This window comes from Dokdonia sp. Hel_I_53 (assembly GCF_007827465.1).
Lineage (GTDB): Bacteria > Bacteroidota > Bacteroidia > Flavobacteriales > Flavobacteriaceae > Dokdonia.
Genome location: NZ_VISL01000001.1, coordinates 1,819,225 through 1,845,476, shown reverse-complemented (window position 1 = coordinate 1,845,476; position 26,252 = coordinate 1,819,225). Strand labels below are relative to the sequence as shown.

The 26,252-nt window shown below is 37.6% G+C and carries 25 protein-coding genes and 1 tRNA gene; 21 read left to right on the top strand and 5 right to left on the bottom strand.

The features are described 5' to 3' along the window. Positions 1-2 precede the first annotated feature (2 nt). Both OD90_RS08235 and OD90_RS08230 read left to right on the top strand, forming a co-directional pair. Positions 3-2,126 (top strand): Tex family protein, encoded by a 2,124-nt coding sequence (locus OD90_RS08235; RefSeq protein WP_144668708.1) that lies wholly within the window; start codon positions 3-5, stop codon positions 2,124-2,126. Between the two features lie 320 nt (positions 2,127-2,446). Next, positions 2,447-3,349: a histone deacetylase gene (locus OD90_RS08230; RefSeq protein WP_144668707.1), complete on the top strand. Its 903-nt coding sequence runs from the start codon at positions 2,447-2,449 to the stop codon at positions 3,347-3,349. Positions 3,350-3,369: 20 nt separating this feature from the next. Here OD90_RS08230 and OD90_RS08225 read toward each other — a convergent pair whose 3' ends face one another. The 4 genes from OD90_RS08225 to OD90_RS08210 form a co-directional block, all read right to left on the bottom strand. After that, the gene (locus tag OD90_RS08225) at positions 3,370-5,871 is read right to left on the bottom strand and encodes a ligase-associated DNA damage response DEXH box helicase (protein WP_144668706.1); all 2,502 of its coding nucleotides are present in this window, start codon (positions 5,869-5,871) and stop codon (positions 3,370-3,372) included. Positions 5,872-6,368: 497 nt separating this feature from the next. After that, complete coding sequence (locus OD90_RS08220) at positions 6,369-7,964, bottom strand: ATP-dependent DNA ligase (RefSeq protein WP_144669669.1); 1,596 nt, start codon at positions 7,962-7,964, stop codon at positions 6,369-6,371. An 86-nt stretch (positions 7,965-8,050) separates the two neighbouring features. Then, entirely contained in the window at positions 8,051-9,094 is a 1,044-nt protein-coding gene (locus OD90_RS08215) for a ligase-associated DNA damage response exonuclease (RefSeq protein WP_144668705.1), read from the bottom strand. 122 nt (positions 9,095-9,216) lie between these two features. Further along, positions 9,217-9,537 carry a hypothetical protein gene (locus OD90_RS08210; protein ID WP_144668704.1) on the bottom strand — a complete coding sequence of 107 codons (321 nt, stop codon included), beginning with the start codon at positions 9,535-9,537 and terminating at the stop codon, positions 9,217-9,219. Between the two features lie 177 nt (positions 9,538-9,714). Here OD90_RS08210 and OD90_RS08205 point away from each other — a divergent pair, with 177 nt between their 5' ends. After that, positions 9,715-10,104: a DUF2721 domain-containing protein gene (locus OD90_RS08205; protein ID WP_144668703.1), complete on the top strand. Its 390-nt coding sequence runs from the start codon at positions 9,715-9,717 to the stop codon at positions 10,102-10,104. 82 nt (positions 10,105-10,186) lie between these two features. Here the strand turns inward: OD90_RS08205 and OD90_RS08200 are convergent. Beyond that, positions 10,187-10,267 (bottom strand) — tRNA-Leu (locus tag OD90_RS08200). Positions 10,268-10,432: 165 nt separating this feature from the next. Here OD90_RS08200 and OD90_RS08195 point away from each other — a divergent pair. From OD90_RS08195 to OD90_RS08110, 18 genes are all read left to right on the top strand, one after another. Next, positions 10,433-11,374, top strand: a complete 942-nt coding sequence (locus OD90_RS08195) for a ribose-phosphate pyrophosphokinase (protein WP_144668702.1) — start codon at positions 10,433-10,435, stop codon at positions 11,372-11,374. Between the two features lie 27 nt (positions 11,375-11,401). After that, entirely contained in the window at positions 11,402-12,040 is a 639-nt protein-coding gene (locus OD90_RS08190; RefSeq protein WP_144668701.1) for a 50S ribosomal protein L25/general stress protein Ctc, read from the top strand. 134 nt (positions 12,041-12,174) lie between these two features. Next, complete coding sequence (pth, locus tag OD90_RS08185; protein WP_144668700.1) at positions 12,175-12,804, top strand: aminoacyl-tRNA hydrolase; 630 nt, start codon at positions 12,175-12,177, stop codon at positions 12,802-12,804. A 2-nt stretch (positions 12,805-12,806) separates the two neighbouring features. Then, complete coding sequence (locus OD90_RS08180; protein ID WP_144668699.1) at positions 12,807-13,751, top strand: bifunctional riboflavin kinase/FAD synthetase; 945 nt, start codon at positions 12,807-12,809, stop codon at positions 13,749-13,751. Further along, on the top strand, positions 13,751-15,172 hold the full coding sequence (locus OD90_RS08175) for an HTTM domain-containing protein (RefSeq protein WP_144668698.1): 1,422 nt from the start codon (positions 13,751-13,753) through the stop codon (positions 15,170-15,172). Before OD90_RS08180 ends, OD90_RS08175 begins: the two co-directional genes overlap by 1 nt. A gap of 95 nt (positions 15,173-15,267) precedes the next feature. After that, positions 15,268-16,539, top strand: a complete 1,272-nt coding sequence (serS, locus tag OD90_RS08170) for a serine--tRNA ligase (protein ID WP_144668697.1) — start codon at positions 15,268-15,270, stop codon at positions 16,537-16,539. Positions 16,540-16,612: 73 nt separating this feature from the next. Then, entirely contained in the window at positions 16,613-18,406 is a 1,794-nt protein-coding gene (locus tag OD90_RS08165; protein WP_144668696.1) for a tetratricopeptide repeat protein, read from the top strand. 9 nt (positions 18,407-18,415) lie between these two features. Then, positions 18,416-18,724, top strand: coding sequence for a DUF4286 family protein (locus tag OD90_RS08160; RefSeq protein WP_144668695.1), 309 nt, complete (start codon positions 18,416-18,418; stop codon positions 18,722-18,724). After that, positions 18,724-19,590, top strand: a complete 867-nt coding sequence (gene rsmA, locus OD90_RS08155; protein ID WP_144668694.1) for a 16S rRNA (adenine(1518)-N(6)/adenine(1519)-N(6))-dimethyltransferase RsmA — start codon at positions 18,724-18,726, stop codon at positions 19,588-19,590. The genes OD90_RS08160 and rsmA overlap by 1 nt, the downstream gene beginning before the upstream one ends. A gap of 96 nt (positions 19,591-19,686) precedes the next feature. Further along, entirely contained in the window at positions 19,687-21,036 is a 1,350-nt protein-coding gene (gene mgtE / locus OD90_RS08150) for a magnesium transporter (RefSeq protein WP_144668693.1), read from the top strand. Then, positions 21,033-21,437 carry an acyl-CoA thioesterase gene (locus tag OD90_RS08145; protein WP_186434734.1) on the top strand — a complete coding sequence of 135 codons (405 nt, stop codon included), beginning with the start codon at positions 21,033-21,035 and terminating at the stop codon, positions 21,435-21,437. The genes mgtE and OD90_RS08145 overlap by 4 nt, the downstream gene beginning before the upstream one ends. 45 nt (positions 21,438-21,482) lie before the next feature. Next, positions 21,483-22,421 carry a 2-hydroxyacid dehydrogenase gene (locus OD90_RS08140; protein ID WP_144668691.1) on the top strand — a complete coding sequence of 313 codons (939 nt, stop codon included), beginning with the start codon at positions 21,483-21,485 and terminating at the stop codon, positions 22,419-22,421. A gap of 30 nt (positions 22,422-22,451) precedes the next feature. Then, positions 22,452-22,967, top strand: a complete 516-nt coding sequence (locus OD90_RS08135; RefSeq protein ID WP_144668690.1) for a DUF4199 domain-containing protein — start codon at positions 22,452-22,454, stop codon at positions 22,965-22,967. Between the two features lie 58 nt (positions 22,968-23,025). Continuing rightward, the gene (locus OD90_RS08130) at positions 23,026-23,421 is read left to right on the top strand and encodes a VOC family protein (protein WP_144668689.1); all 396 of its coding nucleotides are present in this window, start codon (positions 23,026-23,028) and stop codon (positions 23,419-23,421) included. A gap of 56 nt (positions 23,422-23,477) precedes the next feature. Further along, positions 23,478-23,879, top strand: coding sequence for a TM2 domain-containing protein (locus tag OD90_RS08125; RefSeq protein WP_144668688.1), 402 nt, complete (start codon positions 23,478-23,480; stop codon positions 23,877-23,879). Positions 23,880-23,986: 107 nt separating this feature from the next. Further along, complete coding sequence (locus OD90_RS08120) at positions 23,987-24,310, top strand: ArsR/SmtB family transcription factor (protein WP_144668687.1); 324 nt, start codon at positions 23,987-23,989, stop codon at positions 24,308-24,310. A 6-nt stretch (positions 24,311-24,316) separates the two neighbouring features. Beyond that, positions 24,317-25,735, top strand: coding sequence for a pyridoxal phosphate-dependent decarboxylase family protein (locus OD90_RS08115; RefSeq protein WP_144668686.1), 1,419 nt, complete (start codon positions 24,317-24,319; stop codon positions 25,733-25,735). 10 nt (positions 25,736-25,745) lie between these two features. Continuing rightward, on the top strand, positions 25,746-26,231 hold the full coding sequence (locus OD90_RS08110; protein WP_144668685.1) for a DUF6428 family protein: 486 nt from the start codon (positions 25,746-25,748) through the stop codon (positions 26,229-26,231). The last annotated feature ends 21 nt before the right edge of the window (positions 26,232-26,252 follow it).

Here is a 26,252-nt window from a genome sequence, read left to right as displayed (position 1 = left end):
GTGTGGAGGTTTTACAATACGTAATAAAAAGCTCAGGCTTATCAGAAAAAGGTGTAAAAAACACACTAGATCTCCTATCAGAAGACTGCACACTACCTTTTATAGCGCGTTACCGTAAGGAAGCGACGGGTGGATTAGATGAGGTGGAGATTGGAAAAATTATCGAGCTCAAAGAACAGTATGAGACCTTAGAAAAACGTAAGAAATCAATTTTTAAATCACTAGAAGAGCAAGACGTTCTTACTAGCGAACTCAAAGATAAGATTGAAAAAACGCTAGATCTTACTACGCTAGAAGACTTGTATTTACCGTACAAGAAAAAGCGTAAAACGAAGGCCGAGACAGCACGTGTAAACGGACTAGAACCACTTGCCAAAATTATTATGTCTCAAAATGCGCAAGACCCGGAAGGACTAGCGCATCGATATACTAATAAGGAGGTTCCAGATACACAAAGTGCGCTAGAAGGAGCACGTCACATTATAGCCGAGTGGATTAATGAGCGTGTAGATATACGTAACAATATACGTGAGCAGTTGAAGCGATTTGCCACCATTGAAACCAAAGTGGTTAAGAAGATGGCAGATGATGAAAAGGCTCAGAAATTCCGTGATTACTTTGACTGGTCAGAATCGCTTAATCGCTGTCCGTCACATAGACTACTCGCCATTCTAAGAGCAGAAAGTGAAGGCTACATTCGTGTAAAAGTTGTAATAGACGATGAGCGCGCACTGGAGAAAATAGAACGCAAACTCATACGCTCTCGCGGCGATAGCGCCACTCAAATTGAGCTTGCGATAAAAGATGCTTACAAACGACTTTTATTTCCAGCACTTTCTAATGAAACGCTATCTGAAGCAAAGAAAACAGCAGACGAAACTGCTATTCAGGTTTTTGCAAAAAATTTAAAACAATTACTCCTTGGTTCGCCGCTAGGTGAGAAACGTATTCTTGCACTAGATCCAGGATTTCGGACAGGCTGCAAGCTCGTGTGTATTGATGCACAAGGACAACTACTGCACAATGAAACCATTTATCCACACGCCCCTAAAAATGATGAAAAAGGTGCTATTAAGAAAATAGCTAGCCTTACAGATGCTTATAAAATGGAGGCAATTGCCATCGGTAATGGTACGGCTTCCCGCGAGACGGAGCGACTTGTAAAACGCATCCATTTTAAGAATGCGATGGAAGTTTTTGTCGTGAGCGAGGCGGGTGCTTCTATCTATAGTGCAAGTAAGATTGCCCGTGATGAGTTTCCTAATTATGATGTGACGGTACGCGGCGCAGTTTCCATAGGTCGCAGGTTGCAAGACCCGCTAGCTGAGCTTGTGAAGATTGATGCTAAATCTATAGGTGTCGGACAATATCAACACGACGTAGACCAGACCGCACTTCAAAAATCACTAGATCAAACGGTAGAAAACTGTGTAAATGCCGTGGGAGTGAATATAAATACGGCAAGTGCTCCGCTATTGAGTTATGTGTCAGGTATTGGACCAAAACTGGCTGAGGGTGTAGTACGCTTTCGCGAAAGCGAAGGACCCTTCAAAACACGTCAAGAGATTAAAAAGGTACCACGTCTGGGAGAAAAAGCATTCGTACAAGCGGCAGGCTTTTTAAGAATCACTGGTGCCGAAAATCCATTAGATAATTCGTCTGTACATCCAGAAAGATATAAGTTGGTTGCAAGCATCGCCAAAGATCAAAAAGTCTCTGTTGCCGAAATGATAGGAAATACAAGCCTTCTAAAATCAATAGACCTTCAAAAATATGTAATCGATGAGGTAGGACTTCCTACACTCACCGATATTATAAGCGAACTAGAAAAGCCTGGTCTAGACATTAGAGAAAAAGCAAAGGTGTTTACTTTTAATCAAAACATACGCACCATAGAAGATGTACAGTCTGGACAGTTACTGCCAGGGATTGTAAATAATGTAACAGCTTTTGGAGCCTTTGTAGACATAGGTATTAAAGAAAGCGGCCTTATACATATTTCAAACCTTGTAGATGGTTTTGTTTCTGATGTTTCGGCACACATAAGCTTACAACAGCAGGTGATCGTTAAAGTACTGGAAGTAGATATCGCAAGAAAGAGGATACAATTGAAGTTGGAGAAGTAAAGATTTTAATCACATTGAGCTTATCGAGAGGTCTCACAAGTAGCTTTTTTGTGCACTCACTTAAATGCGATATCTCGGCAGGCTCGAAATGACGAACGATTGTCATCTCGACAATAGGAGAGATCACACAAGTGGCTAAAGAGTGTAGTTGTTAGAAAACTTAAATTTTTCTTATTAGCCGTAGTCACCTCAATGCTGTCGAGGGGTTAAAGTAACAGCTATTTTTTTAAGTTAGATGGTTTGCTTACTCAAATGTGATTTCTCGACAAGCTCGAAATGACAAATGGCTGTATCTTTGTTTGTGTACTATAAATTATATAATGCTCAAAATCGCATTCCACCCTATTTACAAGCATCCACTTCCAGAAGGGCATCGGTTTCCTATGGAGAAATATGATTTATTGCCGCGCCAACTCTTACATGAAGGAACCTGCTTTGAAGAGAATTTTTTTAAACCGAATACTGCAAATGATATTGATATTCTAAGATGTCACACCAAAGAATATCTAACCAACCTAAAAAGTTTACAAATAACTCCAAAGGCGCAACGAAAAACTGGTTTTCCGCTTTCAAAAGAACTGGTAGATAGAGAATTAATCATCACTCAAGGTACCATTGATGGGTGCCACTATGCGCTAGAAAATGGGATTGCTATGAATATTGCGGGAGGTACACACCACGCTTATACAGATCACGGAGAGGCGTTTTGTCTTCTCAACGACCAAGCGATTGCTGCGCGATATTTACAGGCAAACGAGCTTGCAAAAAAGATTCTCATTGTAGACCTCGATGTTCATCAAGGTAATGGAACGGCAGAGATTTTTACGGGTGACGATTCGGTGTTTACTTTTTCTATGCACGGTAAGGCAAACTATCCTTTTAGAAAAGAGATCTCAGATCTTGATATTGCACTAGAAACCCACACAGGTGATGAAGAATATCTCACTATTCTCAAAAAAACATTACCAAATCTTATCAAAGACCAACAACCAGATTTTATCTTCTATTTATGCGGTGTTGATATTTTGGCGAGTGACAAATTGGGTAAACTGGGATGTAGTATTGAAGGTTGTAAAGAGCGCGATCGGTTTGTTTTGCAAACTTGTCACGATTTAAAAATTCCTGTGCAATGCAGTATGGGAGGTGGCTATTCTCGAGACATAAAAGTGATAATTGACGCACACGCAAATACGTTTAGATTGGCGCAAGATATTTACTTTTAGTACAAACTTTCGTAGGGCTATTACTTCTTTTTCTTCATCAACTTTGCCGTCATCTTTTTGATACGGTCGGCGAGTTTTTCACTACTTAATTTTTCGCGTAAGCGGTCTGTAATAATTGGAAAACTAAGCGGCGTTGGGTTTTCACAATCCATCCATACGATTTCTTGTGTGGCAATGCGTTCTAACGCTTCTTGCAAACGGCCTTCTTCTAATTGATGCTCAAAGGTCTCTCTAAAAGCCTGCTGAAACAATAAATTATCTGCCTCATAATCCCGGAAAACATCAAAAAATAGCTGACTACTACTTTGCAGGTGTTTTTGCTTGATTTGTTTGTTTGGAAATCCCGTGAATACCAAGCCAGAAATAACAGCTATATCACGAAATTTACGGCGTGCCATTTCTGTGGCATTTAGACTATTTTGGAGGTCATCGTGTACATATTCGGTTGAAAATAAGTCGTTGTCTAGCAGCTGCTGGATATCGATCTGTTGGTCAGAAAGCAGCTCAAATCCATAATCATTAAATGCCAGAGAAAAAGTAATTGGATCTAACAAACTCACGCGATATCCCAGCAAACTTCCCATGGCTTCGTGCACAAATCTTCCTTCAAATGGATAGAAAACGTGATGATACCCTTCTCGGGACTTGAAAGTCTCAATTAAAAACTGATCAGCACTTGGGATCATACTTTCCTCCTTTTGACGGCGAAAAATATGTTCTAAAGCGTTGATTTCTGGAGATCGCTTTCGCGAAAGCGAATTCCCCGTATACAATTCCTCACGTAATAATTGAGACATCTGACTACTAAAGGTCATACGACCACCCGCCCAGGAGGGTACTCGGTTGGTTTTTTTGCGGCTATTTTTTACGTGTACTTCTGTGTTTTTAATCCGAATAAATTCTAATGTCCGTCCAGAAAAAGTGAACACATCACCACGAGTGAGTTTGCTTACAAAAAACTCTTCGATAGTACCTATGTATCCACCAGACTGAAATTTTACAAGCATGCTAGCATCACTCACAATCGTACCTATTTGTAAACGATGTCGCATAGCCACCATACGAGAATTTACCTTAAAGCGTCCATCTTCTAGAATTTCAACTTTTTTATATTCGTCATAAGCCTGAAGAGATTGAGCACCCATGGTGATGAAATTGAGGCACCATTCCCATTGTTCCTTACTCATCGCTTGAAAACAGAAGGTTCCTTGTATCTCTGGCCAGATATCCTCAGGTAAAAACCCATCAGATACCGCTAGTGTCACGAGGTATTGTATCAAGACATCAAAGCTGTTTAAATACGGAATACGATCTTCTACTGTATTCTCTTTAACAGCGCGCTGTAATGCCGAAGCTTCAACCAATTCTATAGCGTGGGTGGGTAAAAAGTAAATAACACTTTCTTTCCCAGGGCTGTGTCCAGAACGTCCTGCACGTTGTAAAAAACGAGCAACACCTTTAGGGCCTCCTATCTGTATGATAGTTTCTACCGGGGCAAAGTCGACGCCTAAGTCAAGACTTGACGTACACACTACAGCTTTTAAAGAGGCGTTACGTATGGCGCCTTCTACCCACGTGCGCGTTTCCTTGTTAATACTCCCGTGATGCATGGCAATCTCTCCCGCATATTCTGGATGTGCGGCAAGAATACGTTGAAACCAAATCTCACACTGACTTCTTGTGTTCGTAAAAAGTAAGGTAGTTTTACTGGCGTTAATAATCGGGATTACGTACTCGAGCAAGTGAATACCGAGGTGACCTCTCCAAGGAAAGGTTTCCATAGTTTCTGGAATAATCGATTTTACGGTAATTTTTTTCTTAATGTTCGCTTTGATAATTACGCTTTCGCGAAAGCGGTCATCTAGTATTTTACGATCTTCCGTTTGATTTTCGGGAAGTCCCAGCAAAACATCTTTGGCTTGTTCTAAATTACCAATCGTTGCCGAAATACCCCAAATACGCATTTCGCTTGCTATGGACTTGAGTCTACTAAGAGCCAGTTCCATTTGCACTCCACGTTTTGTACCTAGAAGTTCGTGCCACTCGTCAACAACAATTGCACTACAATCTTTGAAAACTTTTTCATACCCTTTTGAGGCTAGCAGTAGCATCAAACTTTCTGGGGTGGTAATTAATAAATCAGGCATGGAGCGTTTTTGCTTCGCTCTTTCAGACTGTGGGGTATCTCCATTACGAATGCCCACTGTCATTTGTGTGCCTAGATCACTGGTTATTCGCGTGGCAGAAAGTTCGATCTCGTTTGAAAGGGATCTAAGTGGGGTGATCCATATGGCCTTTAATCCCTTCTTGTGTTTAGTTTTATATTCTGGATTTTTTTTAATGTAATTCAACACTATAGGAAACCAAAGCGCATACGTTTTTCCGCTTCCTGTAGGCGCATTTAGAAGCCCATTTTTCCCTGAGAGAAAGGCCTTCCAAGTCTGCTTTTGAAAGGGAAAGGGTTTCCAGTCTTGCGACTCAAACCAAGATTCGGCTATATGTAGTAAGTCTTTTTTTGTCAATTAAATTTAGAAACCCAATTACTAAGTTGCAAATATCTAGGTTGGTAAAATATAGAAATTATAAATAAAATAAGCGATGATAAAGATAAACTGAACCTATATTTAAGATACCAATTTGAATTAAAGGGACCAGATGGTATCCAAAAAACACACATTAAAAGGACGAATAGAAAATTTAAGAAGAATATTCTTGATAGCTTATTAATATTAAAACACAATATGAATAAGAACGGTATTTGAAAAAAGTTAAAAACTATATGATACGAACTCATTCTAATAGCCATTCTTTGGATCTTTTCAAAATTATAAATGTTAGTTATCGAATATAAAACTGTTCGATATAATAATTCTATTAAGAAATGAAAAATGATTACTATAATGACAAAAAGAAATATTTTAATTGCGCTTTTCATTTAGTATTTAATTTCTTGAATATCGTGAAATTTCATTTTCATATTATTAACCTTTCCACGTTTTTCGTTTAAGAGAAGAAAATTTTATTTCGGAATCATACTTTTAAGATCTTCTAAACTATTTGCCTCGTCAATTTTTTTGTCTTGTCTCCAGCGAAGTATACGCGGGAAGCGAGTGGCAATACCACTTTTATGTCTTTTTGATAGTGCAATACCTTCAAAAGCAATCTCAAACACGTGATGCGGAGTAACAGAACGCACGGGACCAAACCGTTCTAAAGTATTGCGTTTTATCCAAGCATCCACTTTTCTGAACTCTGCGTCTGTTAGTCCTGAGTAGGCCTTTGCAAATGTTACGAGTTCGCTCTTGTCTTCATTCCATAAACCGAAAGTATAATCGGTAAAGAGGTTACTTCTTCTCCCGTGGCCACGCATAGCGTAAGTGAGAACCGCATCAATGGTGAGCGGATCTACCTTCCACTTCCACCAATCGCCTTTTTTTCTACCTACTCTGTAAGGACTGTCCTTACGTTTTATCATTAAACCTTCAGAACGCATCTCTCTACTTTTACTACGCTCTATAGCCATTGTCTCCCAGCTATCAAATTCTAACGTTTCTGATAGCCTTAGTGGAAGTGCTTCTGCGGCTACATCTTGATATAATTTTTCTAGAATTTCTCTTCTTTTTGCAAAAGCGGTCTCACGTATATCTTTTCCTTCCCACTCTAAAATGTCATATGCCTTGATAATAACCGGCACATCTTTGAGCATTTTTTTACTTACAGTTTTACGTCCAATACGCTGTTGTAAATCATTAAAAGTACCTATTTGTCCGTCATAAAATGGCAATAGCTCTCCATCTATAACGGTCCCGTCTGGAATAATTTCTAGTAAAGCCTGTAACTCCGGATACTTGTCTGTTACCAACTCCTCTCCTCGTGACCAGATATACATCTCTCCATTTCTAAAAATGGTTTGTGAGCGTATACCATCCCATTTGTGTTCTGCAAGAAAATCTGTTACATCACCTAGATCTGCCGGATCTTCTTCAATGGCATAGGCAAGGTAAAATGGATAGGGTCTTGAGTATTGCTGGCTAGCGTCTTCTTCTATCACAAGATCATGAAAGGTGACGGTTTGTGGTTTCCAATCTCCCATTAATTTATAAGCAAGCTCATCTTCATCTATAGCAGTTGCTTGAGACAACGCTCTTGTCATAAGCTTTTGACTCACTCCTATACGAAAACCACCTGTAATTAATTTAGTAAATACAAAACGCTCGTAGTAATTTAAATTTGCCCAGTTTTCAAAGAGGTACTCCTTCTTTTCCTTATCGCTCTTTTTCTTGAGCGCAATCATTTCTTCTAAAAACTGCGTAAGCGACTTTTCTGATGAGTCTGTAGCCGCGGGAACCACAAGCGCAATGGTTTCTGCTAGATCGCCTACAATATGATAGCTCTCCTCAAAGAGCCACAGCGGTATGTTTGCAAGCTCACTAGCCCATTCTCTAAGCAGGGTAGTGTTTACTGGGCGAGGGGGTCTTCTGTGAGAGAGTATGGCAATTGTCCAGACTTTGTCTGTGTCTGGTGCTTCTATAAAGTAATGGGCTAGAGCTTTTACTTTCTCGTTTGTTTTATTGGTAGAGTCTAGCATCTTAATGAGCGACGCAAAGAGTTGCATACCCGAAATCTCTTTAGTTTCTGTTAACGGTGGTGTTGCTATATTTTGCACTTTCTCCATGTAATTATCTTAAGGCTTGCCCTTTATTAAGTTGAGGTTTCAAGTGTCTCGCTTTTAAGTTCATCTTCTTTACTCTTGTCATCTATACTTTCTCCCTCATATTGGGTTTCTTCTGTGCGCGCATCGTATCCTATACTGCGTAAATATTTTGAAAAGATATCTGTGTAACCGTGTGTACAAATGATTTTTTCTGCGCCCGTTTCTTTTATACTCTCTAATAGTGATGGCCAGTCACAGTGATCACTCATTACAAACCCTTTGTCTATTGCTCTACGTCTACGTGCACCTCGAAATGCCATCCATCCACTTGCGCTTGCAGTAACGTAAGGAACCATTTTACGTATCCATGTACTGCCGTGTGTTGCCGGTGGAGCAATAACAAGGCTACCTTTAAAATCTGCCTTTGGCGTGTCTCTTGTAATCAATTCTGTCGCAGGCATGTCAATCATGGGACGCAATACGGCAGTCATTTTTTCTACCGCGCCATGTGTAAGTATTTTTCCGATGTTTGGGTCCAAGTGTTTCAGTAATCGTTGAGCTTTACCTAAGCTGTAGGCAAATAACACAGAGCACTTACCATCTGCTTTATTTTGTGCCCACCATTCATTGATATCCCGCATGACTTCATCCTGCGGAGTCCATTTAAAAGCGGGTAAGCCAAAGGTACATTCCGTAATAAACGTGTCACATTTTACGGGTTCGTAGGGTTGTGATATTCCGTCGTTTTCTGTTTTGTAATCACCCGTGAATACCCAAACTTCCCCTTTGTGTTCTACCCGAATTTGACTAGAACCAGGAATGTGCCCAGCAGGATGAAAGGTGAATTTTACGTTGTTGATGTTTACGCTTTCGCGAAAGCGTACTCCAGAAACATTTATATCTCCTAAACGATGAAAAATTATAGGGACGTTGCTCTCGTGCGTAATGTATTTTTTGTGACCCCAACGGCTGTGATCTGCGTGGCCGTGGGTTATAAGTGCCTTGTCAACCGGTTTCCAAGGATCGAGATAGACTTTTGCTGGAGGGCAATAGATGCCTTTATCTGTAAATTCTAGGAGTGGTTTTTTCAAGGGTAATTAGTTTTTTCTTAAAGATAAAGGTGCCAGCCTTTTGCGCTAGGAGTTTTAGGAAAAGTTTAGGGCATAAAAAAGCCTTTTCGGGAATGAAAAGGCTTTGGTTTTTTAGTGCGTTTTTAAATTTTTTCTACCGAAAGTATGGTTCCTTGACTTGAGCTATCTTCTTCTATATCTGAAGCCAAATAAGTTACTCTAAATCTTTTTCCTGTGTTGTTATTTTTTTCTAATAATTTACTATTTAATTCAGTTTGATAACTTTTTTCAAGAATCAACGCTTTTTGATTGTGGTCTGTAAAGAAAAAATACTCACCTTCATAACCGTCAAAAGTCAAAATATTTACGTCTTTAGTTGTTGAGATATCGTATGATTCTACCAAGGTTGATGTCGAGTTAAACCCTAACATGATTACTGTCAAAAATATAAGAATCGTTTTCATAATAAGCTGTTTTTGAAAAGACTAGCTGTCTTTTAATTTTCCTATTATAAAGATAATTAGGAAGGAGTATTTTAAAATTTTAATTAACCATTGTTTGTGACTGCATCTTAATAAATTGCAAACAAATATGAATTATACAATGGCTATATTTAGAACAAATAAATCCTAAAATCATAAATGACACTCTCTCTAAGTATTCCTGCATTATTGTTTCCAGCAATCTCACTTACTATGCTCGCTTATAACGCCAGATATCTTGCTATAGCTGCTTTGATAAGGAATTTGTATGCGGCTTATCAGGTCAGTGAATCTGAAAACATAGGCTTACAGGTTAAGAAACTAAGGCAACGACTCATAATTATAAAAAACATGCAAGCCATGGCGATCATAAGCTTTTTATTGGCTGTGATAACTATGTTTTTAATCTATATCGAGATTCTGTTTTGGGCTAATATGATATTTGGTGTTAGCTTACTGGCTTTATTATGCTCTTTATTATTATCACTTTATGAGGTTCAACTCTCTACGAAAGCATTAGAAATACAATTAAGAGATATGGAAAACTAGAGAAGGTGTTGATCCAAGTGCTTATTTAAAATAAAGGTCAAAAAAAATCCTTATTCATTTTTTGAATAAGGATTTTAAGTTGTACCGAAAGCGGGAATCGAACCCGCACTCCAAAGGAACGCGAGTTTGAGTCGCGCGCGTCTACCAATTCCGCCATTTCGGCAAATGGAACTAATCTGTACGATTAGGTAGACTGCAAAATTAAAGAATAATTTGATTTACAACCTATAAAACTGCTTTTTTTGTGATGCTGCACTCATTTTAATTACTATTTTTGCACCTCCTTAGGGAGAACTATATAAAATTCAAACCATTAACTGTCACAAAGATGACCGCTAGCATACCACAACCGAAGATTTTTGCTTGTCAACAAAGCAAACCACTGGCTGAAAAGATTGCCAAAGCTTTTGGACAACCACTAGGTAATATTATCACATCGACGTATAGTGATGGGGAGTTTCAACCTTCTTTTGAGGAGTCTGTACGTGGATCTCGTGTTTTCATAATTGGAAGTACCATGCCCTCTGCAGATAATATGATGGAAATGCTTTTAATGCTAGACGCAGCAAAACGTGCTAGTGCAAGGCATATTACCGCAGTGATTCCATATTTTGGATGGGCGAGACAAGATCGTAAAGATAAGCCTCGTGTCCCTATTGCAGCAAAATTAATGGCAAGTCTATTAGAAACTGCTGGCGCGACGCGTATCATAACTATGGATTTGCATGCAGATCAAATTCAAGGCTTTTTTGAAAAACCAGTAGACCATTTATTTGCCTCTACTATTTTTCTTCCTTATTTGAAAGATTTAGGTCTAGATAATCTTACCATCGCATCTCCAGACATGGGAGGTAGTAAGAGAGCTTATGCATATAGTAAGGCGATGGAGAGTGATGTTGTAATTTGCTACAAGCAAAGAGCAAAAGCAAATGTAATATCACATATGGAGCTCATAGGTAATGTAGAAGGACAGCATGTAGTGCTTGTAGATGATATGGTAGATACTGCAGGAACGCTTACGAAAGCAGCAGATCTTATGATGGAGAAAGGAGCACTAAGTGTAAGAGCCATATGTACGCATGCAATTTTAAGCGGTAACGCTTACGAGAAAATAGAAAACAGTCAGCTCAAGGAATTAATTGTAACAGATTCAATCCCGAGAGATCATAAAAGTGATAAGGTAAAGGTGTTAACCTGTGCCCCACTTTTTGCAGATGTTATGCACCGTGTGAATAGTAACACGAGCATAGCATCAAAGTTTATTATGTAATATTTTTTTTAACTATAATTATTTAACATGAAATCAGTTTCGATCCAAGGATCTAAAAGAGAAAGCGTAGGCAAGAAAGCTACAAAAGCCTTACGTAATGCTGGACTGGTACCTTGCGTAGTATACGGAGGGGACGAGCCATTACATTTCAGCGCACCAGAACTAGCGTTTAAAGATTTGGTTTACACTCCAGACGCGCATACTGTAGAAATTGAATTAGACGGAGTAACTGTCCTTGCCATCTTACAAGATATACAGTTTCACCCAGTGACAGATCGTATTTTACACATTGACTTCTACCAGATTTTTGAAGGTAAAGAAGTAACAATGAATATACCAGTACACTTTGTAGGAAACTCTAAAGGGGTACGTAATGGTGGTGTTTTACGTAAGACAAACCGTGTATTACGTGTAAAAGCGCTTCCTAAAAATCTTCCAGATTATTTAGAAGCAGATATTACTGAACTTAAAATTGGTAATAAATTGTATGTTGGGGCACTTGCAAGTGATGGTATCACTATTATGCATCCAGACAACACCGTAGTTTGTCAAGTAAGAACTTCTCGTACTGCAATTGTAGATGATGAGGATGAAGATGAAGAAGGTGAAGAAGGAGATGTTCCAGCAACAGAGACAGATGATGTCGCTGCTGTAAAGGAAGATTAATTCACTTTAGCAATTATAATTTCAAAAGCATCTCGTTCTTCGAGATGCTTTTTTTATTTTTATAGCAAATAGTACTAATATACTTTGTAGAAAATCCAGAGCGTACTTACTAATCACATTTATACAAACAAATAATGCTTTCTTTTTTTGGTAGAATTTTAAAAAGATCAACAAAGGAGGTTTCTGTAGTAGATCCTATGAAAAAATTTCTCATTGTCGGTCTAGGCAATATAGGTCCCAAATATGAACATACACGTCACAATATTGGGTTTAAGATTTTAGACGCTTTCGCGAAAGCGAATGATATAATATTTGAAACAGAAAAACTAGGCGATATCGCTCGTACTAAAATAAAAGGTAAAACGGTTATATTGCTTAAACCTAATACGTTTATGAACTTAAGCGGAAAGGCAGTGCGTTATTGGATGCAGCAGGAAAAAATCTTAATAGAAAATTTACTGGTGATTACTGACGACTTGAATCTAGAATTCGGTACCGTTCGGGTAAAAACCAAAGGTTCTGACGGAGGTCACAATGGATTAAAAGATATACAAGCACAGCTTAATACAACTAAATATAATCGTTTTCGCTTTGGGATAAGTGACCAGTTCTCAAAGGGCCGTCAAGTAGATTATGTATTAGGTGAATGGGATGCAAAAGAAGCAGCAGCAATGCCTGAGCGTCTTGATAAGAGTTGCGAAGTAATAGCCTCTTTTGTAAGTGCAGGGATAAATAATACAATGAACGCCTTTAACGGTAAATAATATTGAAAACACACAATAGCGCACATACATTTTCATCTACAAAAGGAACTGTAGTTACTATAGGCACCTTTGATGGGGTGCATAGGGGACATCGTAAGATTATAAAAAAACTTAATGAGAGTGCTCACACAAATGGATGGGAATCTTGTGTGCTTACTTTTTTCCCTCATCCAAGAATGGTGTTACAAAAAGACGCCAATATTAAGCTTATAAATACTATAGATGAGCGGGCTCAATTACTTGAGGAGCTAGGTTTAGATCACCTTGTGATACATCCATTTACCTTAGATTTTTCTAGATATCACGCAGAGACATTTGTAGAAGAAATATTAGTCAATTCTTTGAATGCAAAGAAAGTAATCATAGGCTATGATCATCGTTTTGGGCGTAATCGCAACGCAAATATTGAAGATTTAAAGCGTTTTGGTAAGCAACTTGGTTTTGAGGTAGAAGAAATTTCAAAACAAGAAATAGAGGACGTTGCGATAAGTTCTACAAAAATCCGTAAAGCTTTATACAGCGGAGATATAAAACGGGCTAATGACTTCTTAGGAGCTCCTTTTATTATAAATGGCAAGGTTGTTCATGGAAAAAAAATAGGTAAAACTATAGGTTTCCCCACAGCTAATTTAAGTGTTGAAGAAAATTATAAACTCATCCCAGCACAAGGGGTCTATGTAGTGCAATCATTAATAAATGAAACTCCCGTTTACGGAATGATGAATGTTGGGACCAACCCTACAGTAGGTGGAAAGTCCCAAACAATTGAAACTTATTTCTTTGATTTTGATGAAGATTTATATGGGAAGAGCCTGCAGATTCAACTCTTAGAGCGCATACGTGATGAAAAGTCTTTTAAAAATATAGAGGAGCTGGTTGCTGCAATGAAAGAAGACGAGATTTTTTCTAGAGCATACATTTCTAAATTAGATAATACAGCTGTTTGATGAATCTTGATAAATATCTTTTTACACGAATAGATAATAGCGCTCTCATTGTTTTTAGAGTATTTTTTGGATTTTTAATTACCTGCGAAGCATGGGGAGCACTAGCTACTGGATGGGTGCGTCGTATTCTTGTAAATCCAGAATTTACATTCAACTTTATTGGATTTGATTTTCTACAAACATTTCCAGGCCCAGGACCACAAATGTATGGCTGGTTTGCAGTGATGGGAATATTTGGTGTCATGGTAATGCTAGGTTACAAGTATCGTATAGCCATTATTGGGTATGCGATTATGTGGAGTGTGGTGTATTTAATGCAAAAAACAGCCTATAATAACCATTACTATTTGTTGATGTTGTTGTTATGGATAATGGCCCTTCTCCCTGCAAATGCTGCTTTCTCAATAGATGCACGCTTTCGCGAAAGCGTAAGAGACATCTCCATGCCTAGATGGGTGACGCTTTTGATTATTTTACAACTATGGATAGTTTACACCTATGCTTCCATTGCAAAATTATACCCAGACTGGCTAGATGCTACGGTGCCACAAATTTTAATGCGAGGACGCAGCGATTATAGAATTGTGGGTGATTTGTTACAAGAACGCTGGGTACATTGGACTATTTCATACGTAGGGATACTTTTTGACGGATTAATCATTCCGTTACTTCTATGGAAACGTACTCGAAAATGGGCGTTTTTCATTTCTATCTTTTTTCACCTATTCAACTCCATCGTTTTTCAAATAGGGATTTTCCCATATATGTCACTGGCTTTTTGTGTGTTCTTTTTTGAGCCCAAAACTATTCACCGTCTCTTTTTAACTCGCTGGAAACCTTATTATTATGCTGGCGATACCGATGTAGTAACATTAGAGGATAGCAATGTGTCAATTCCTCACTATAAGAACTTAATGCTCATGGCATTTGGAATTTACTTCCTTGTGCAGATAGCGTTACCTCTACGTCAACATTTTATAAAAGATAAAGTTCTATGGACAGAAGAAGGACATCGTCTTAGTTGGCGTATGATGTTACGATCAAAAGGAGGTGCAGTAACATTCACGATGGAAGATAAGGCGACTGGGAAAAGAAGAGTCCTGAATTATAAAGAGTATTTAACCAAAAATCAACAGCGTAATATTCGGTCTAAGCCCGATATTATTTGGCAATTTGCGCAATATGTAAAGCGAGAACAGCAAGCACTAGGAAAAGATGTGGCGATTTATGTAAAATGCCGTGTTAGAGTGAATGGACGACCGTCAAAACTTCTTATTGATCCAGAAGTAGACCTTGCCAGTGTAAAATGGGATCACCTGCGTCATAATGAGTGGGTTTTAGATAGTGATGGATATTTAGATAAGAAGTCACCTTCTGTAGAAAAATATGCACGATCAAAAGAAAAAGAAAGTACTAAATAGATAGCTTAATAATTTCTATTTCTAAACAATAGGTTTCTATAGCCAAGCTACTGGCATTTCCTTAAATTTGCACCCATCTTTTAAAACATCCTATTATGCTAGAAGTTGTACAGATTAGAGAACATAAGGACGCTTTCGCGAAAGCGTTACACAAACGTAATATTGATGCTGCTCCGTTACTGGATAAAGTACTTGCTGCAGATGAGTTGCGCCGTAGTTCGCAGGCTCAATTAGATGAAGTTCTAGCAGATAGTAATAAATTTTCTAAAGAAATAGGTATGTTGTTTAAATCTGGAGAAACCCAAAAGGCAAATCTCCTTAAAGAGAAAACAGCAGGTTTAAAGGAGCAGTCTAAGACATTACAAGAGCAATTAAATACTGCTTCTGAAGAGCTTCAAAGTCTATTATACCAACTGCCAAATATTCCTCACGATAGTGTTCCTCTTGGGAACACAGATGAAGATAATGTAGAGATTTTTAAAAAAGGAGAAGTCCCAGTTTTACACGATGGTGCACAACCCCACTGGGAACTTGCAAAAAAATATGACATTATAGATTTTGAGTTAGGAACTAAAATCACGGGAGCTGGTTTTCCAGTATATAAAGGAAAAGGAGCTAAGCTACAACGCGCATTAATAAGTTATTTTTTAGATAAAAATACGGAGGCAGGGTATACAGAATATCAAGTGCCACATCTTGTAAATGAAGCTTCAGGTTTTGGTACAGGTCAACTTCCAGATAAAGAAGGGCAAATGTATCATATTACAGAGGATGATTTGTATTTAATACCAACGGCAGAGGTTCCTGTAACCAATATGTTTCGTGGAGATTTACGCTCTCACGATGAACTTCCTATTACGTGTACTGGATATACACCATGTTTTCGCCGTGAGGCAGGATCTTATGGCGCTCATGTACGGGGGTTAAACCGTTTACATCAATTTGATAAAGTAGAGATCGTACGTATTGAACATCCAGATAAAAGTGCTGCTGCACTTGAAGGAATGGTAGATCACGTAAAAACAATTCTTGATGAATTAGAATTACCGTATCGAATTTTACGCCTTTGTGGTGGAGATTTAGGTTTTACATCACATCTTACTTATGATTTTGAGGTGTTTTCTACAGCTCAAGATCGCTGGCTAGAGATAAGTTCTGTATCGAATTTTCTAACCTTTCAAGCAAATCGCCTTAAACTACGATTTAAAGATAAAGATGGACAAAACAAATTAGCCCATACTCTTAATGGAAGTGCTTTAGCACTGCCTAGAGTACTTGCAGGTATTCTTGAAAACTGCCAAACTCCAGAAGGAATTAAAATACCAAAAGTGTTGATCCCTTATTGCGGTTTTGAGATGATTGACTAGAGGTTTTACTAATACTACTTAACAAACGTGTTGTAGCGATTGCTATGGCACGTTTTTAGTTATCTTTAAGGCTATGAAGAAGGATTTTGTTTTGTTTTTACTATGGGTTGTGCTTGGTTGCGGTTTAATACACGCGCAGTCAGGACAGCTTGCTCGTAACTATGCAGACCAAGGCGAGTATGAAAAAGCAATTTTATTATATCAAAAAGCACTCAGAACAGAACGAGGAAACCCTAAGCTCTTAGCAGAATTAGTAAAAAGTTATCAGCAAATAGAGCAATACGAAGAGGCAGAAGCCGAACTCAAATCTTATTTATCTAAAGTTGTAGATAAAGGATTTCTACTGGTTGAATTAGGGTATAACGAACAGTTAAGAGGAAATGATTCCTTAGCTACACAATTTTACGCTAGAGCCATAGAAGGTGTTGTGAATAACTCAATGAATACTCACCGTGTGGCGACTACATTTCAAAGTCATAGTTTATTGGAACAGGCTGTCGCAGCTTATGAAGCTGGCGCAAAAGCAAATGTAAATGCAAACTATAATATACAGCTGGCAAAACTCTATGGGGAATTAGGTCAAGTCAAAAATATGTATGATGCTTACCTCAATCTTATTAATAAAAACCCTAATTATGCGGCGGTGGCTCAACGCACATTTGCTATCTATATTAATGAAGATCCTCTTAATGATGCAAATATTATTTTTAGAAAAACCATTCTCAAACGATTACAGACTGAGCAAAATGTGCTTTATAATGAATTGTTGAGCTGGCTCTTCATTCAACAGAAAGAATATCACAAAGCTTTTGTACAAGAAAAGGCAATCTACAGAAGAACAGATGGGAGTTTTAATGGCCTTGTAAATCTTGCAGATATTGCTATAGAAGAAAAAGAGTATGAGGCAGCAGAAGAAATTCTTCTTTTTCTAAAAGAAAATATAGTTAATGAGGATGTTGAGTTTGAATCTGAGCAAAAACTATTACAAATAGCCATCATTAAGGCGGTTACAACACAAGATAAAGAACTTATAAAAAGTCGTTTTGAAACATTATTGCAAAAACCAGATATTGCTTTATACGCCGTTCCTATACAAGTAAACTATGCGCATTTTGTTGCTTTTGATATGGATAAACCAGACGAGGCTTTTAAATACCTTAGAGAGGAAGTTAAAAAACCCCGTAACCGATTTGATGAAGCTCGTTTAAAGATGGAATTGGCAGATATTCTTGTGCTTAAGGAGAAATTCAATCAAGCGCTTATTTACTATTCTCAAATTCAGAACAAGATTAAAAATAACCTTGTTTCACAAGAAGCAAGATTTAAAGTAGCCAAGACAAGTTATTATAAAGGTGATTTTGACTGGGCAGAACAACAACTGGACGTACTTAAACGAGGAAATACTCAATTGATAGCAAATGACGCACTAGAGTTGCTATTAGTGATCCGTGATAACTCTATGGATGATAGTTTACAAACGGCACTTAAGAAATATGCGAGAGCAGATTTACTCACCTATCAAAACAAGCCAGATGAAGCCATCCAGCTTTATGAAAACATTTTAGAGGAGCATAAAGGAGAGAAAATAGAAGATGAGGCTTTACTTGCACAGGCAAAACTACACGAATCTAAAAACGCTTTTGCAAAAGCAGAAAAAAATTACCTTACTATCATCGCTTATTATAGTGATGGTATTCTAGCAGATGATGCTCACTATAGACTTGCAAGACTCTATGAGGGGCCTCTTAATAATACAGAAAAAGCAAAGGAACACTATGAGCGTATCATCTTTGATTTAGCAGATAGTATTTACTATGTAGAAGCACAGAAACGATTTAGGAACTTGCGGGGAGATGCAATTAATTAAGAAACTACTATGATTATATACAATGTCACGATTAACGTAGAAGAAGAAATTGAGAAAGAATGGCTTATCTGGATGCAGGAAACACATATTCCAGAAGTACTTCAAACTAAAAAATTTCAAAGTGCTTTGATGACAAAAGTACGTGTAGAGGAAGACATGGGTGGAGTAACTTACAGTGTCCAATACAGCTGCCCAAGTCAAGAAATGCTGGAGGCTTATTATAATGAAGATCAAGAGCGCATGCAATTATCGGCCAATAAATTTGCCGGAAAATTTGTTGCATTTAGAACAGAATTAGAGTTAATATCACAGCATTAATGGCAAAATACTCAGCAAAGCGTAAGTTTGAAAAGCCACACGCTAGCCGTAATGCTAGAGATCAAGGTGTGCAGGCAAAAAAGCATCTAGGTCAGCACTTTTTGGGAGATGAGAGTGTGGCTCTAGACATTGCAGACACACTTACCTTAGAGAAATACAAACATGTTTTAGAAATAGGCCCTGGAACAGGTGTGCTCACAAAATACATCCTTAAAAAACCAGTAGAACTCACCGTAATGGACTTAGATAGAGAGTCTATAGCCTATTTGCAAAGTTCATTCACTTTAGAACATAATTTAAACGAAGAGACTTTCACAGTGCTAGAAGCAGATTTTCTTAAGTACGATCTGGATACTATATATCCAAATGAGCAACTAGCTATAACGGGTAATTTTCCTTACAATATTTCTACTCAAATTGTGTTTAAAACGATTGAACACAAATGTCGTATCCCAGAATTTACAGGAATGTTTCAAAAGGAAGTGGCAATGCGTATTTGTGCAAGTCATGGAAGTAAAACATATGGAATTCTTTCAGTACTAGCGCAGGCTTTTTATGATGCGGAGTATCTTTTTACAGTACCTCCTACTGTGTTTATTCCACCACCTAAGGTAGATAGTGGCGTATTACGCTTAAAGCGAAAAGAAAATTTTGAGAACATTGGCTGTCGTGAAGACATGTTATTCAAAGTGGTAAAAGCAGCTTTTCAACAACGTAGAAAAACGTTGAGAAATAGTCTCAAGGGGTTTGAATTGAGTGATCGCTTTCGCGAAAGCGAAATCCTAAACCTGCGCCCAGAACAGCTATCAGTACAAGACTTTATAAACCTTACGCGATCGATAGAAATCGAATTAAAATCTGAGTAAATACTTTTTTTTAAGTTGCATTTCATTCATCTTCTTTCACACGACTCAGACATAGTATTTACCTATATTTGTGAAGCTCGAAAAATCTAGGATATCATGCAGTTTGAAGTTACAGAAGACTTTATAGATCACATTCAAGTTCTCATAGCAAATGAGGACGATAGTGCACTGCGCGAGATCTTGAGTGGTGAGCACCACGCAGATATTGCCGAAGTTTTTGATGAGATTCATGGTGAAGAAGCAGCATATCTTGTAAGGCTGCTAGATAGTGAGCAAACTTCTGAAGCTTTAATGGAGCTGGATGAGGATGTCCGAGAGAAATTACTATTTAACCTTACTCCTCAAGAAATTGCAGATGAGGTGCAAGAAATGGATACCGATGATGCGGTAGATATGATTGCAGAGCTCGATGATCATATACAGCGAGCTGTTATTGATCAAATAGAAGATGCAGAGCATAAAGCAGACATCCGTGAGATGTTGCTCTATGATGAAAATAGTGCTGGTGGATTAATGGCCAAAGAGCTTATTAAGGTAAAAGAGACTTGGACGGTTGCTGGATGTGTGCGAGAGATGCGCCGTCAGGCAGAGGAGGTGACACGCGTACATTCTATCTATGTAGTTACCAAAGAGGATGAATTGATAGGTAGGTTATCTCTTAAAGACCTCCTTACCTCTACTGCACAAACAAAAATATCTGAAATCTATATTCCAAAAGTAGATGCTGTAAATGTTAACGATCCTGCAGAGGATGTTGCAAAGTTAATGCAGAAGTATGATCTTGAGGCTATCCCAGTGGTAGACGACATGAAAAAATTACTAGGTAGAATTACTATTGATGATATTGTAGACTTCATTAAAGACGAAGCAGATAAAGATTATCAGATGGCCGCTGGTATTACAGGGGAAGCAGAAGCAGATGATACGATTGTTGAGCTTGTGCGTGCAAGACTGCCTTGGCTTGTTTTAGGATTGATAGGAAGTCTAGGAGCAGTAAACATTATGCAAGCCTTTGATGGGGCACTGAGTTCACATCCAGAGCTATTTTTCTTTACGCCACTTGTAGCGGCGGTGGCTGGAAATGTAGGGGTACAATCAAGTGCAATTATTGTACAAGGTCTAGCAAATGATAATGTAAAAGGGAGTCTTTTTAATCGTTTGTTAAAAGAAGTAGGTTTGAGTTTATTAAATGGTGTTGCCTTAGGTGTTTTGGTCATCATCTTTGGAGTTGTGTTTGACTTTGGTATTTTAGTAAGTATTACGATTGCTGCAGCGATGCTATCTGTAATAATAGTAGCTTCTTTAGTAGGAACTTTTGTTCCTATTATTTTAGATAAGCGAGGTATCGATCCAGCGATTGCTACAGGACCTTTTATAACTACTAGTAATGATATTTTTGGAATTTTGTTGTTCTTTTCTATAGCCAAATTAATTTTAGGATTTTGAAAAAGCAAAAGTTTGAATATCACCTTACAGTTCCTGCTATTGCCATCGATATGCTAGGTCATGTGAATAATGTGGTGTATTTAGAGTGGGTGCAAACGGCAGCCTCAAAGCATTGGGAACAAGCCACAGCAAACTATTTTAAAGATATTCCCAAAAATGAAATGGTGTGGGTAGTCAAGGACCATTATATAACCTATAAGTCTGAAGCTTTTCAAAATGACGAGGTCATTGTCACCACCTTTGTGGAGAAATTCACTGCCGTAACTTCAGAGCGTCATACAATCATACGTCGTAAGGATGACGATAAAATCTTAGCAAGCGCAATCACAAATTGGTGTTTATTAAAAATGCCGGAGGGTAAACCCATGAGAGTTCCCGAAGAGATCATTGCTTTGTTTTGAAGAATGTACGTAAAACCATACACATTATATTTTAATTAGTATTTAATGAAAATATTACATTTAGATAAAAATCACCCACTACTTGTAGATCAACTTACAGATGCAGGACATACTAATGATGAGAATTATAAAATTTCAAAAGCAGAGACTGAGAAGATTATAGGAATGTATGATGGCATTGTGATAAGAAGCAGATTCAAAATAGACAGACTTTTTATAGATGCTGCTACTAATTTAAAATTCATCGCTCGTGTAGGTGCTGGTTTAGAGAGTATTGACGTTAAATATGCAAAAGAAAAAGGGATTTATCTTATAAACTCACCAGAAGGAAATAGAAATGCTGTAGGAGAACAGGCATTAGGAATGCTTCTAAATCTTTTCAATAATATTAATCGTGCAGATAGAGAGGTAAAAGCGGGTCATTGGAACCGGGAGCAGAATAGGGGTGTTGAATTAGAGGGAAAAACCGTTGGGATCATTGGGTATGGAAATATGGGAAAAGCCTTTGCAAAGAAATTAAAAGGTTTTGATTGCAATGTAGTATGCTATGATCTAAAGAATGGGCTGGGAGATGAAAACGCTCGACAAGTGTCTTTAACAACCCTTCAAAAAGAGGCAGATGTGTTGAGTTTACATACACCTTGGACCCCTAAAACCGATCAAATGGTAGATAGTAATTTTATAAACGCTTTCGCGAAAGCGTTCTATCTCATAAACACTGCAAGGGGTAAGTCAGTTGTTACAAAAGATCTCGTTGCTGCGATGAAGGATGGTAAAATATTAGGTGCTGGATTAGACGTTTTAGAATATGAAAATTTATCTTTTGAAAATCTTTTTACAGGAAACCAAAGCATACCTGTGCCATTAGAATATCTTATCAAACAAGATAATGTAATACTTACACCTCACATTGCTGGGTGGACAATAGAGAGTAAGGTTAAATTGTCTCAAACTATAGTTGATAAAATACTCGCACGTTTTTAGTAACTTAGAAGTCCTAAATTAAATATTAAAATGGGTCTAGCTGTAAAAAAATTTGGAATGATTGCTTTTCTCTCTGGGTTTATAGGTTTTGGGGCAGCATTGTTTCTAGGAAAATCACTTGATTATAGCACTCAAGAGCTTATAGGGTATGCAGTTATAGGGATGGTGGTGGCCTTAGTCTATTTTGGAATTGCCTATAGACGAGATACTGTAAATGCTGGGCAAATTACTTTTAGCCAGGCTTTACAAACAGGTATTGTTATTGCTATTTGTGGCGCACTCGGAATAGCGCTCATCGATGTCATATTTACCCAGTTTATACATCCAGACTTTTTTCGAGACTACAACGCTTATCAACTGCAACTAGCAGAAGAAAGTGGAATTCCGTCAAAAATAGAGCAAGCACAAAATGCATCTAAGAGTTATCAAAATATAAGTCCACTTAAAATATCACTTATGGCTGGAGCTATGATGTTTTTTATGACATTTACATTGGGCTCTTTATGCGCGGTACTTTCTGGTGTTATTTTAAAGAGGACAATATAGTAAAGGTAGCTAACAGTTTTTGAACTGTTTCATTAGGGTAAAAAATGATAATATATTTATGAAAAGAGTCACAGGTATAGGTGGTATGTTTTTTAAGAGTAAGGATCCTGATGCCCAAAAAAAGTGGTATAAAAAACATCTTGACCTACCTACAGATCAGTATGGATGGACTTTTTGGTGGCGTGATGAAAATGGCAATAAATGCTCAACACAGTGGAGCCCTATGGCTAGTGATAGCAATTACTTTACACCTAGTGAGAAGCCATTTATGTTTAATTTTAGAGTAGATAATCTAGTAGATTTATTAGCTATTTTAAAAAAAGAAGGAGTTACGGTTATAGGTGAAATGGAAGAGTATAGTTATGGGAAATTTGGCTGGATTTTAGATCCAGAAGGAAATAAGATTGAGCTTTGGGAGCCTATTGACAGTGCTTTTGAAAAGGAAGGATCATAGCTTTAAAATAGATTTTTGAATTTTAAGAAATGAGTATCGATAAGACACATTAAACCATGGAAGAAGATAAAATACCAGGAGATAAGACTGGAAATGATGCAAAGAGAATGGCAGACCAGTTTGAAGAGAAAGCAAGAGAATTTACAGAAGAGGCAAAAAACACTTTTCATCAAGCTAAAGAAGATTGGAATCAAACAACCAATAGTACTGAAAATAAAAAATTACTCTCTGGAATACTAGCAATTTTACTCGGCTCACTAGGGATTCATAAATTTATTTTAGGCTATACAAAAGAAGGGATTGTTCTTCTTGTAATGAGTTTATTAGGTTTTGTAACCTGTGGTATAACTTCTGGTATTGCTTGGGTTGTTGGAATTGTAGAAGGTGTCATATATTTAACAAAAACAGATGCCGAATTTTATAACACTTACCAATCAGGTAGAAAGCCTTGGTTTTAAAAGTATAAATGACGCTGGGCAATGCTGAGCGTTTTTTTAATATAGGTTATCATCGTAATATTGCTATATTACATTTTTTAATTAACTTTGTTTAAAGTTTAATTATTATGGGCGTTACAAAACGACACATTCACTCCACTCAGGCAAATATGATAGCAGATTTGGCAAAAATATTTTCTCATCCCGCTCGTGTTGCTATTATTGATTATATAGGAGATTGTGATGGTTGCTTATGTCAAGATATATCAGATAAAATAAGATTATCACAACCTACCACTTCTCAACACCTACAAGTCATAAAAAAGGCTGGAATCTTAAAAAGTTACTTCAAAGGAAAATCACAATATTACAGTATAGATGTCCTTAAGTGGGAACAAGTTCAAGAGCTTTTCAATGGTTTTTTTAATGTTACAAAAGCAAAATGTTGCTAAGTTATTATGAGCACACCTTTATTGCATAAAGTATATGATAGTTCCATTTTTAAGGAAGAGGGTGATCATCTCATTAACTTACTATCAGATTATTTAAGTAAGACAGTCTCTATGGAGAGTGAGAAGGTTATTAACTGGTCTGAGCCAGATGAAGAATACCTCTTTTGGAAAAATTTCAAACAAAAAGGCTACACTACCTCGCAGCTCTTTCAGACGGTTATAGAGCGATCCATTCATACCCATCACCCTCACTACATAGGACATCAAGTAGCACCCTCTGTACCACTATCTGCACTAGCCACCTTACTAAGCGCACAGCTTAACAATGGAATGGCGGTTTATGAAATGGGAGCTGCCTCTACAGCTCTGGAACGGGTTGTAATTGAATTTTTTACCCAAGCTTTGGGTTTTAAAAATGGAGATGGCTTTTTGACTTCAGGAGGTACACTTGCAAACCTTACGGCACTGTTAGCCGCTCGCAGTATAAAAGCTTCTAGCGATGTTTGGAATGAAGGTGCTACTCATAAATTAGCCATTTTGGTTTCAGAAGAAGCACACTACTGTGTAGATCGCAGTGCTCGTATTATGGGATTAGGCTCTGGAGGAATTATAAAAATTCCATCAGATAAAAATTTTAAGATGCGTACAGATTTGCTTGAAACATATTATGCTCAAGCGATTAACAATGGATTTGAAATAATTGCAGTTGTAGGCAGCGCCCCAAGTACGAGTACTGGAGTTTATGATGATCTTGAGGCTATTTCTGCTTTCGCGAAAGCAAAAAATATTTGGTTCCATATAGATGCTGCTCACGGAGGAGCGGCTATTTTTTCATCAAAGTACAAGCAGTTGCTCAATGGAGCTAATCAAGCAGATTCTATAATTATTGACGGCCATAAAATGATGGGGATCAGCGCAATAACTACTGCTGTTCTATTTAAAAAAAGCACATCAAGCTATGCTGCTTTTGAGCAAAAGGCACAATATCTTTGGGAAAAAAATGACGATCCTGACTGGTTCAATCTTGCTAAACGCACTTTTGAGTGTACAAAGAGCATGATGAGCTTGCGCTTTTATGTACTGATTAACGCATATGGAAGTCAATTCTTTGAAGATTTCCTCACCACATTGTATGACACCGCTATAAATTTTGGTGCATTTATAAAAGAACAAAAAGATTTTGAATTAGCACTGGATCCTGTATCTAACATTGTTTGTTTTCGACATATAGGTAAGGGTGGAAATTTAGATGATATAAACTTAAACATAAGAAGATCTCTTCTTGAAGATGGAATATTTTACATAGTCTCTACTAGGTTAAGAGGTGATTTCTTTCTTAGGATGACGGTGATGAATCCATTTACTAACATGACCCACCTAGCGGCGCTTTTAGAAAACATCAGGAAAATAGTAAATAACAAATAAATTACATTTCATGAAAACTGAAGAATTTTTACAAATACTCAAACAGCACCAAGATAAATCACTACTCTTTGAGTATGCACCTAATTTATTAGTGGGAGCAAATTATCACATCACAGAAATAAAGCACATTACTGTAGACTCTGTAGACTGTGGAGCAGGTGTAGATGCTTGGAAAGAAACCATTGTTCAACTATGGGAAGACCCTAACGAGCTTGGGAAAACTACTTTTATGAGTGCACTTAAAGCAATGGGTATTTTAAATAAGGTAGGGACTATAAAGTCCTATATAATGGATGCCGAACTTAAAATAGAGTATAGCAATGCAAATTTTCATACGGCACAACTTTTTGTAAATGACTATGAGGTGCGTGGCAAGAATATTTTGATGAAACTTACTTCACAAGCGACAGATTGTAAAGCAAAAGAAGCATGTGGTATTCAAGTTAGTGAAGTAGAAGAAATGGCAGGGTGCGCCCCAGGAAGTGGGTGTTGTTAAGTAGCATACGCTTTTGCGAAA

Bases quoted from the DNA above. Each gene is read 5' to 3' on its own strand.
- OD90_RS08230 (WP_144668707.1), top strand. From the start codon at position 2,447: ATGCTCAAAATCGCATTCCACCCTATTTACAAGCATCCACTTCCAGAA.
- OD90_RS08220 (WP_144669669.1), bottom strand. From the start codon at position 7,964: ATGCAACTCTTTGCGTCGCTCATTAAGATGCTAGACTCTACCAATAAA.
- OD90_RS08210 (WP_144668704.1), bottom strand. From the start codon at position 9,537: ATGAAAACGATTCTTATATTTTTGACAGTAATCATGTTAGGGTTTAAC.
- OD90_RS08205 (WP_144668703.1), top strand. From the start codon at position 9,715: ATGACACTCTCTCTAAGTATTCCTGCATTATTGTTTCCAGCAATCTCA.
- OD90_RS08195 (WP_144668702.1), top strand. From the start codon at position 10,433: ATGACCGCTAGCATACCACAACCGAAGATTTTTGCTTGTCAACAAAGC.
- OD90_RS08190 (WP_144668701.1), top strand. From the start codon at position 11,402: ATGAAATCAGTTTCGATCCAAGGATCTAAAAGAGAAAGCGTAGGCAAG.
- pth (WP_144668700.1), top strand. From the start codon at position 12,175: ATGCTTTCTTTTTTTGGTAGAATTTTAAAAAGATCAACAAAGGAGGTT.
- OD90_RS08175 (WP_144668698.1), top strand. From the start codon at position 13,751: ATGAATCTTGATAAATATCTTTTTACACGAATAGATAATAGCGCTCTC.
- serS (WP_144668697.1), top strand. From the start codon at position 15,268: ATGCTAGAAGTTGTACAGATTAGAGAACATAAGGACGCTTTCGCGAAA.
- OD90_RS08165 (WP_144668696.1), top strand. From the start codon at position 16,613: ATGAAGAAGGATTTTGTTTTGTTTTTACTATGGGTTGTGCTTGGTTGC.
- OD90_RS08160 (WP_144668695.1), top strand. From the start codon at position 18,416: ATGATTATATACAATGTCACGATTAACGTAGAAGAAGAAATTGAGAAA.
- rsmA (WP_144668694.1), top strand. From the start codon at position 18,724: ATGGCAAAATACTCAGCAAAGCGTAAGTTTGAAAAGCCACACGCTAGC.
- mgtE (WP_144668693.1), top strand. From the start codon at position 19,687: ATGCAGTTTGAAGTTACAGAAGACTTTATAGATCACATTCAAGTTCTC.
- OD90_RS08140 (WP_144668691.1), top strand. From the start codon at position 21,483: ATGAAAATATTACATTTAGATAAAAATCACCCACTACTTGTAGATCAA.
- OD90_RS08135 (WP_144668690.1), top strand. From the start codon at position 22,452: ATGGGTCTAGCTGTAAAAAAATTTGGAATGATTGCTTTTCTCTCTGGG.
- OD90_RS08130 (WP_144668689.1), top strand. From the start codon at position 23,026: ATGAAAAGAGTCACAGGTATAGGTGGTATGTTTTTTAAGAGTAAGGAT.
- OD90_RS08125 (WP_144668688.1), top strand. From the start codon at position 23,478: ATGGAAGAAGATAAAATACCAGGAGATAAGACTGGAAATGATGCAAAG.
- OD90_RS08120 (WP_144668687.1), top strand. From the start codon at position 23,987: ATGGGCGTTACAAAACGACACATTCACTCCACTCAGGCAAATATGATA.
- OD90_RS08115 (WP_144668686.1), top strand. From the start codon at position 24,317: ATGAGCACACCTTTATTGCATAAAGTATATGATAGTTCCATTTTTAAG.
- OD90_RS08110 (WP_144668685.1), top strand. From the start codon at position 25,746: ATGAAAACTGAAGAATTTTTACAAATACTCAAACAGCACCAAGATAAA.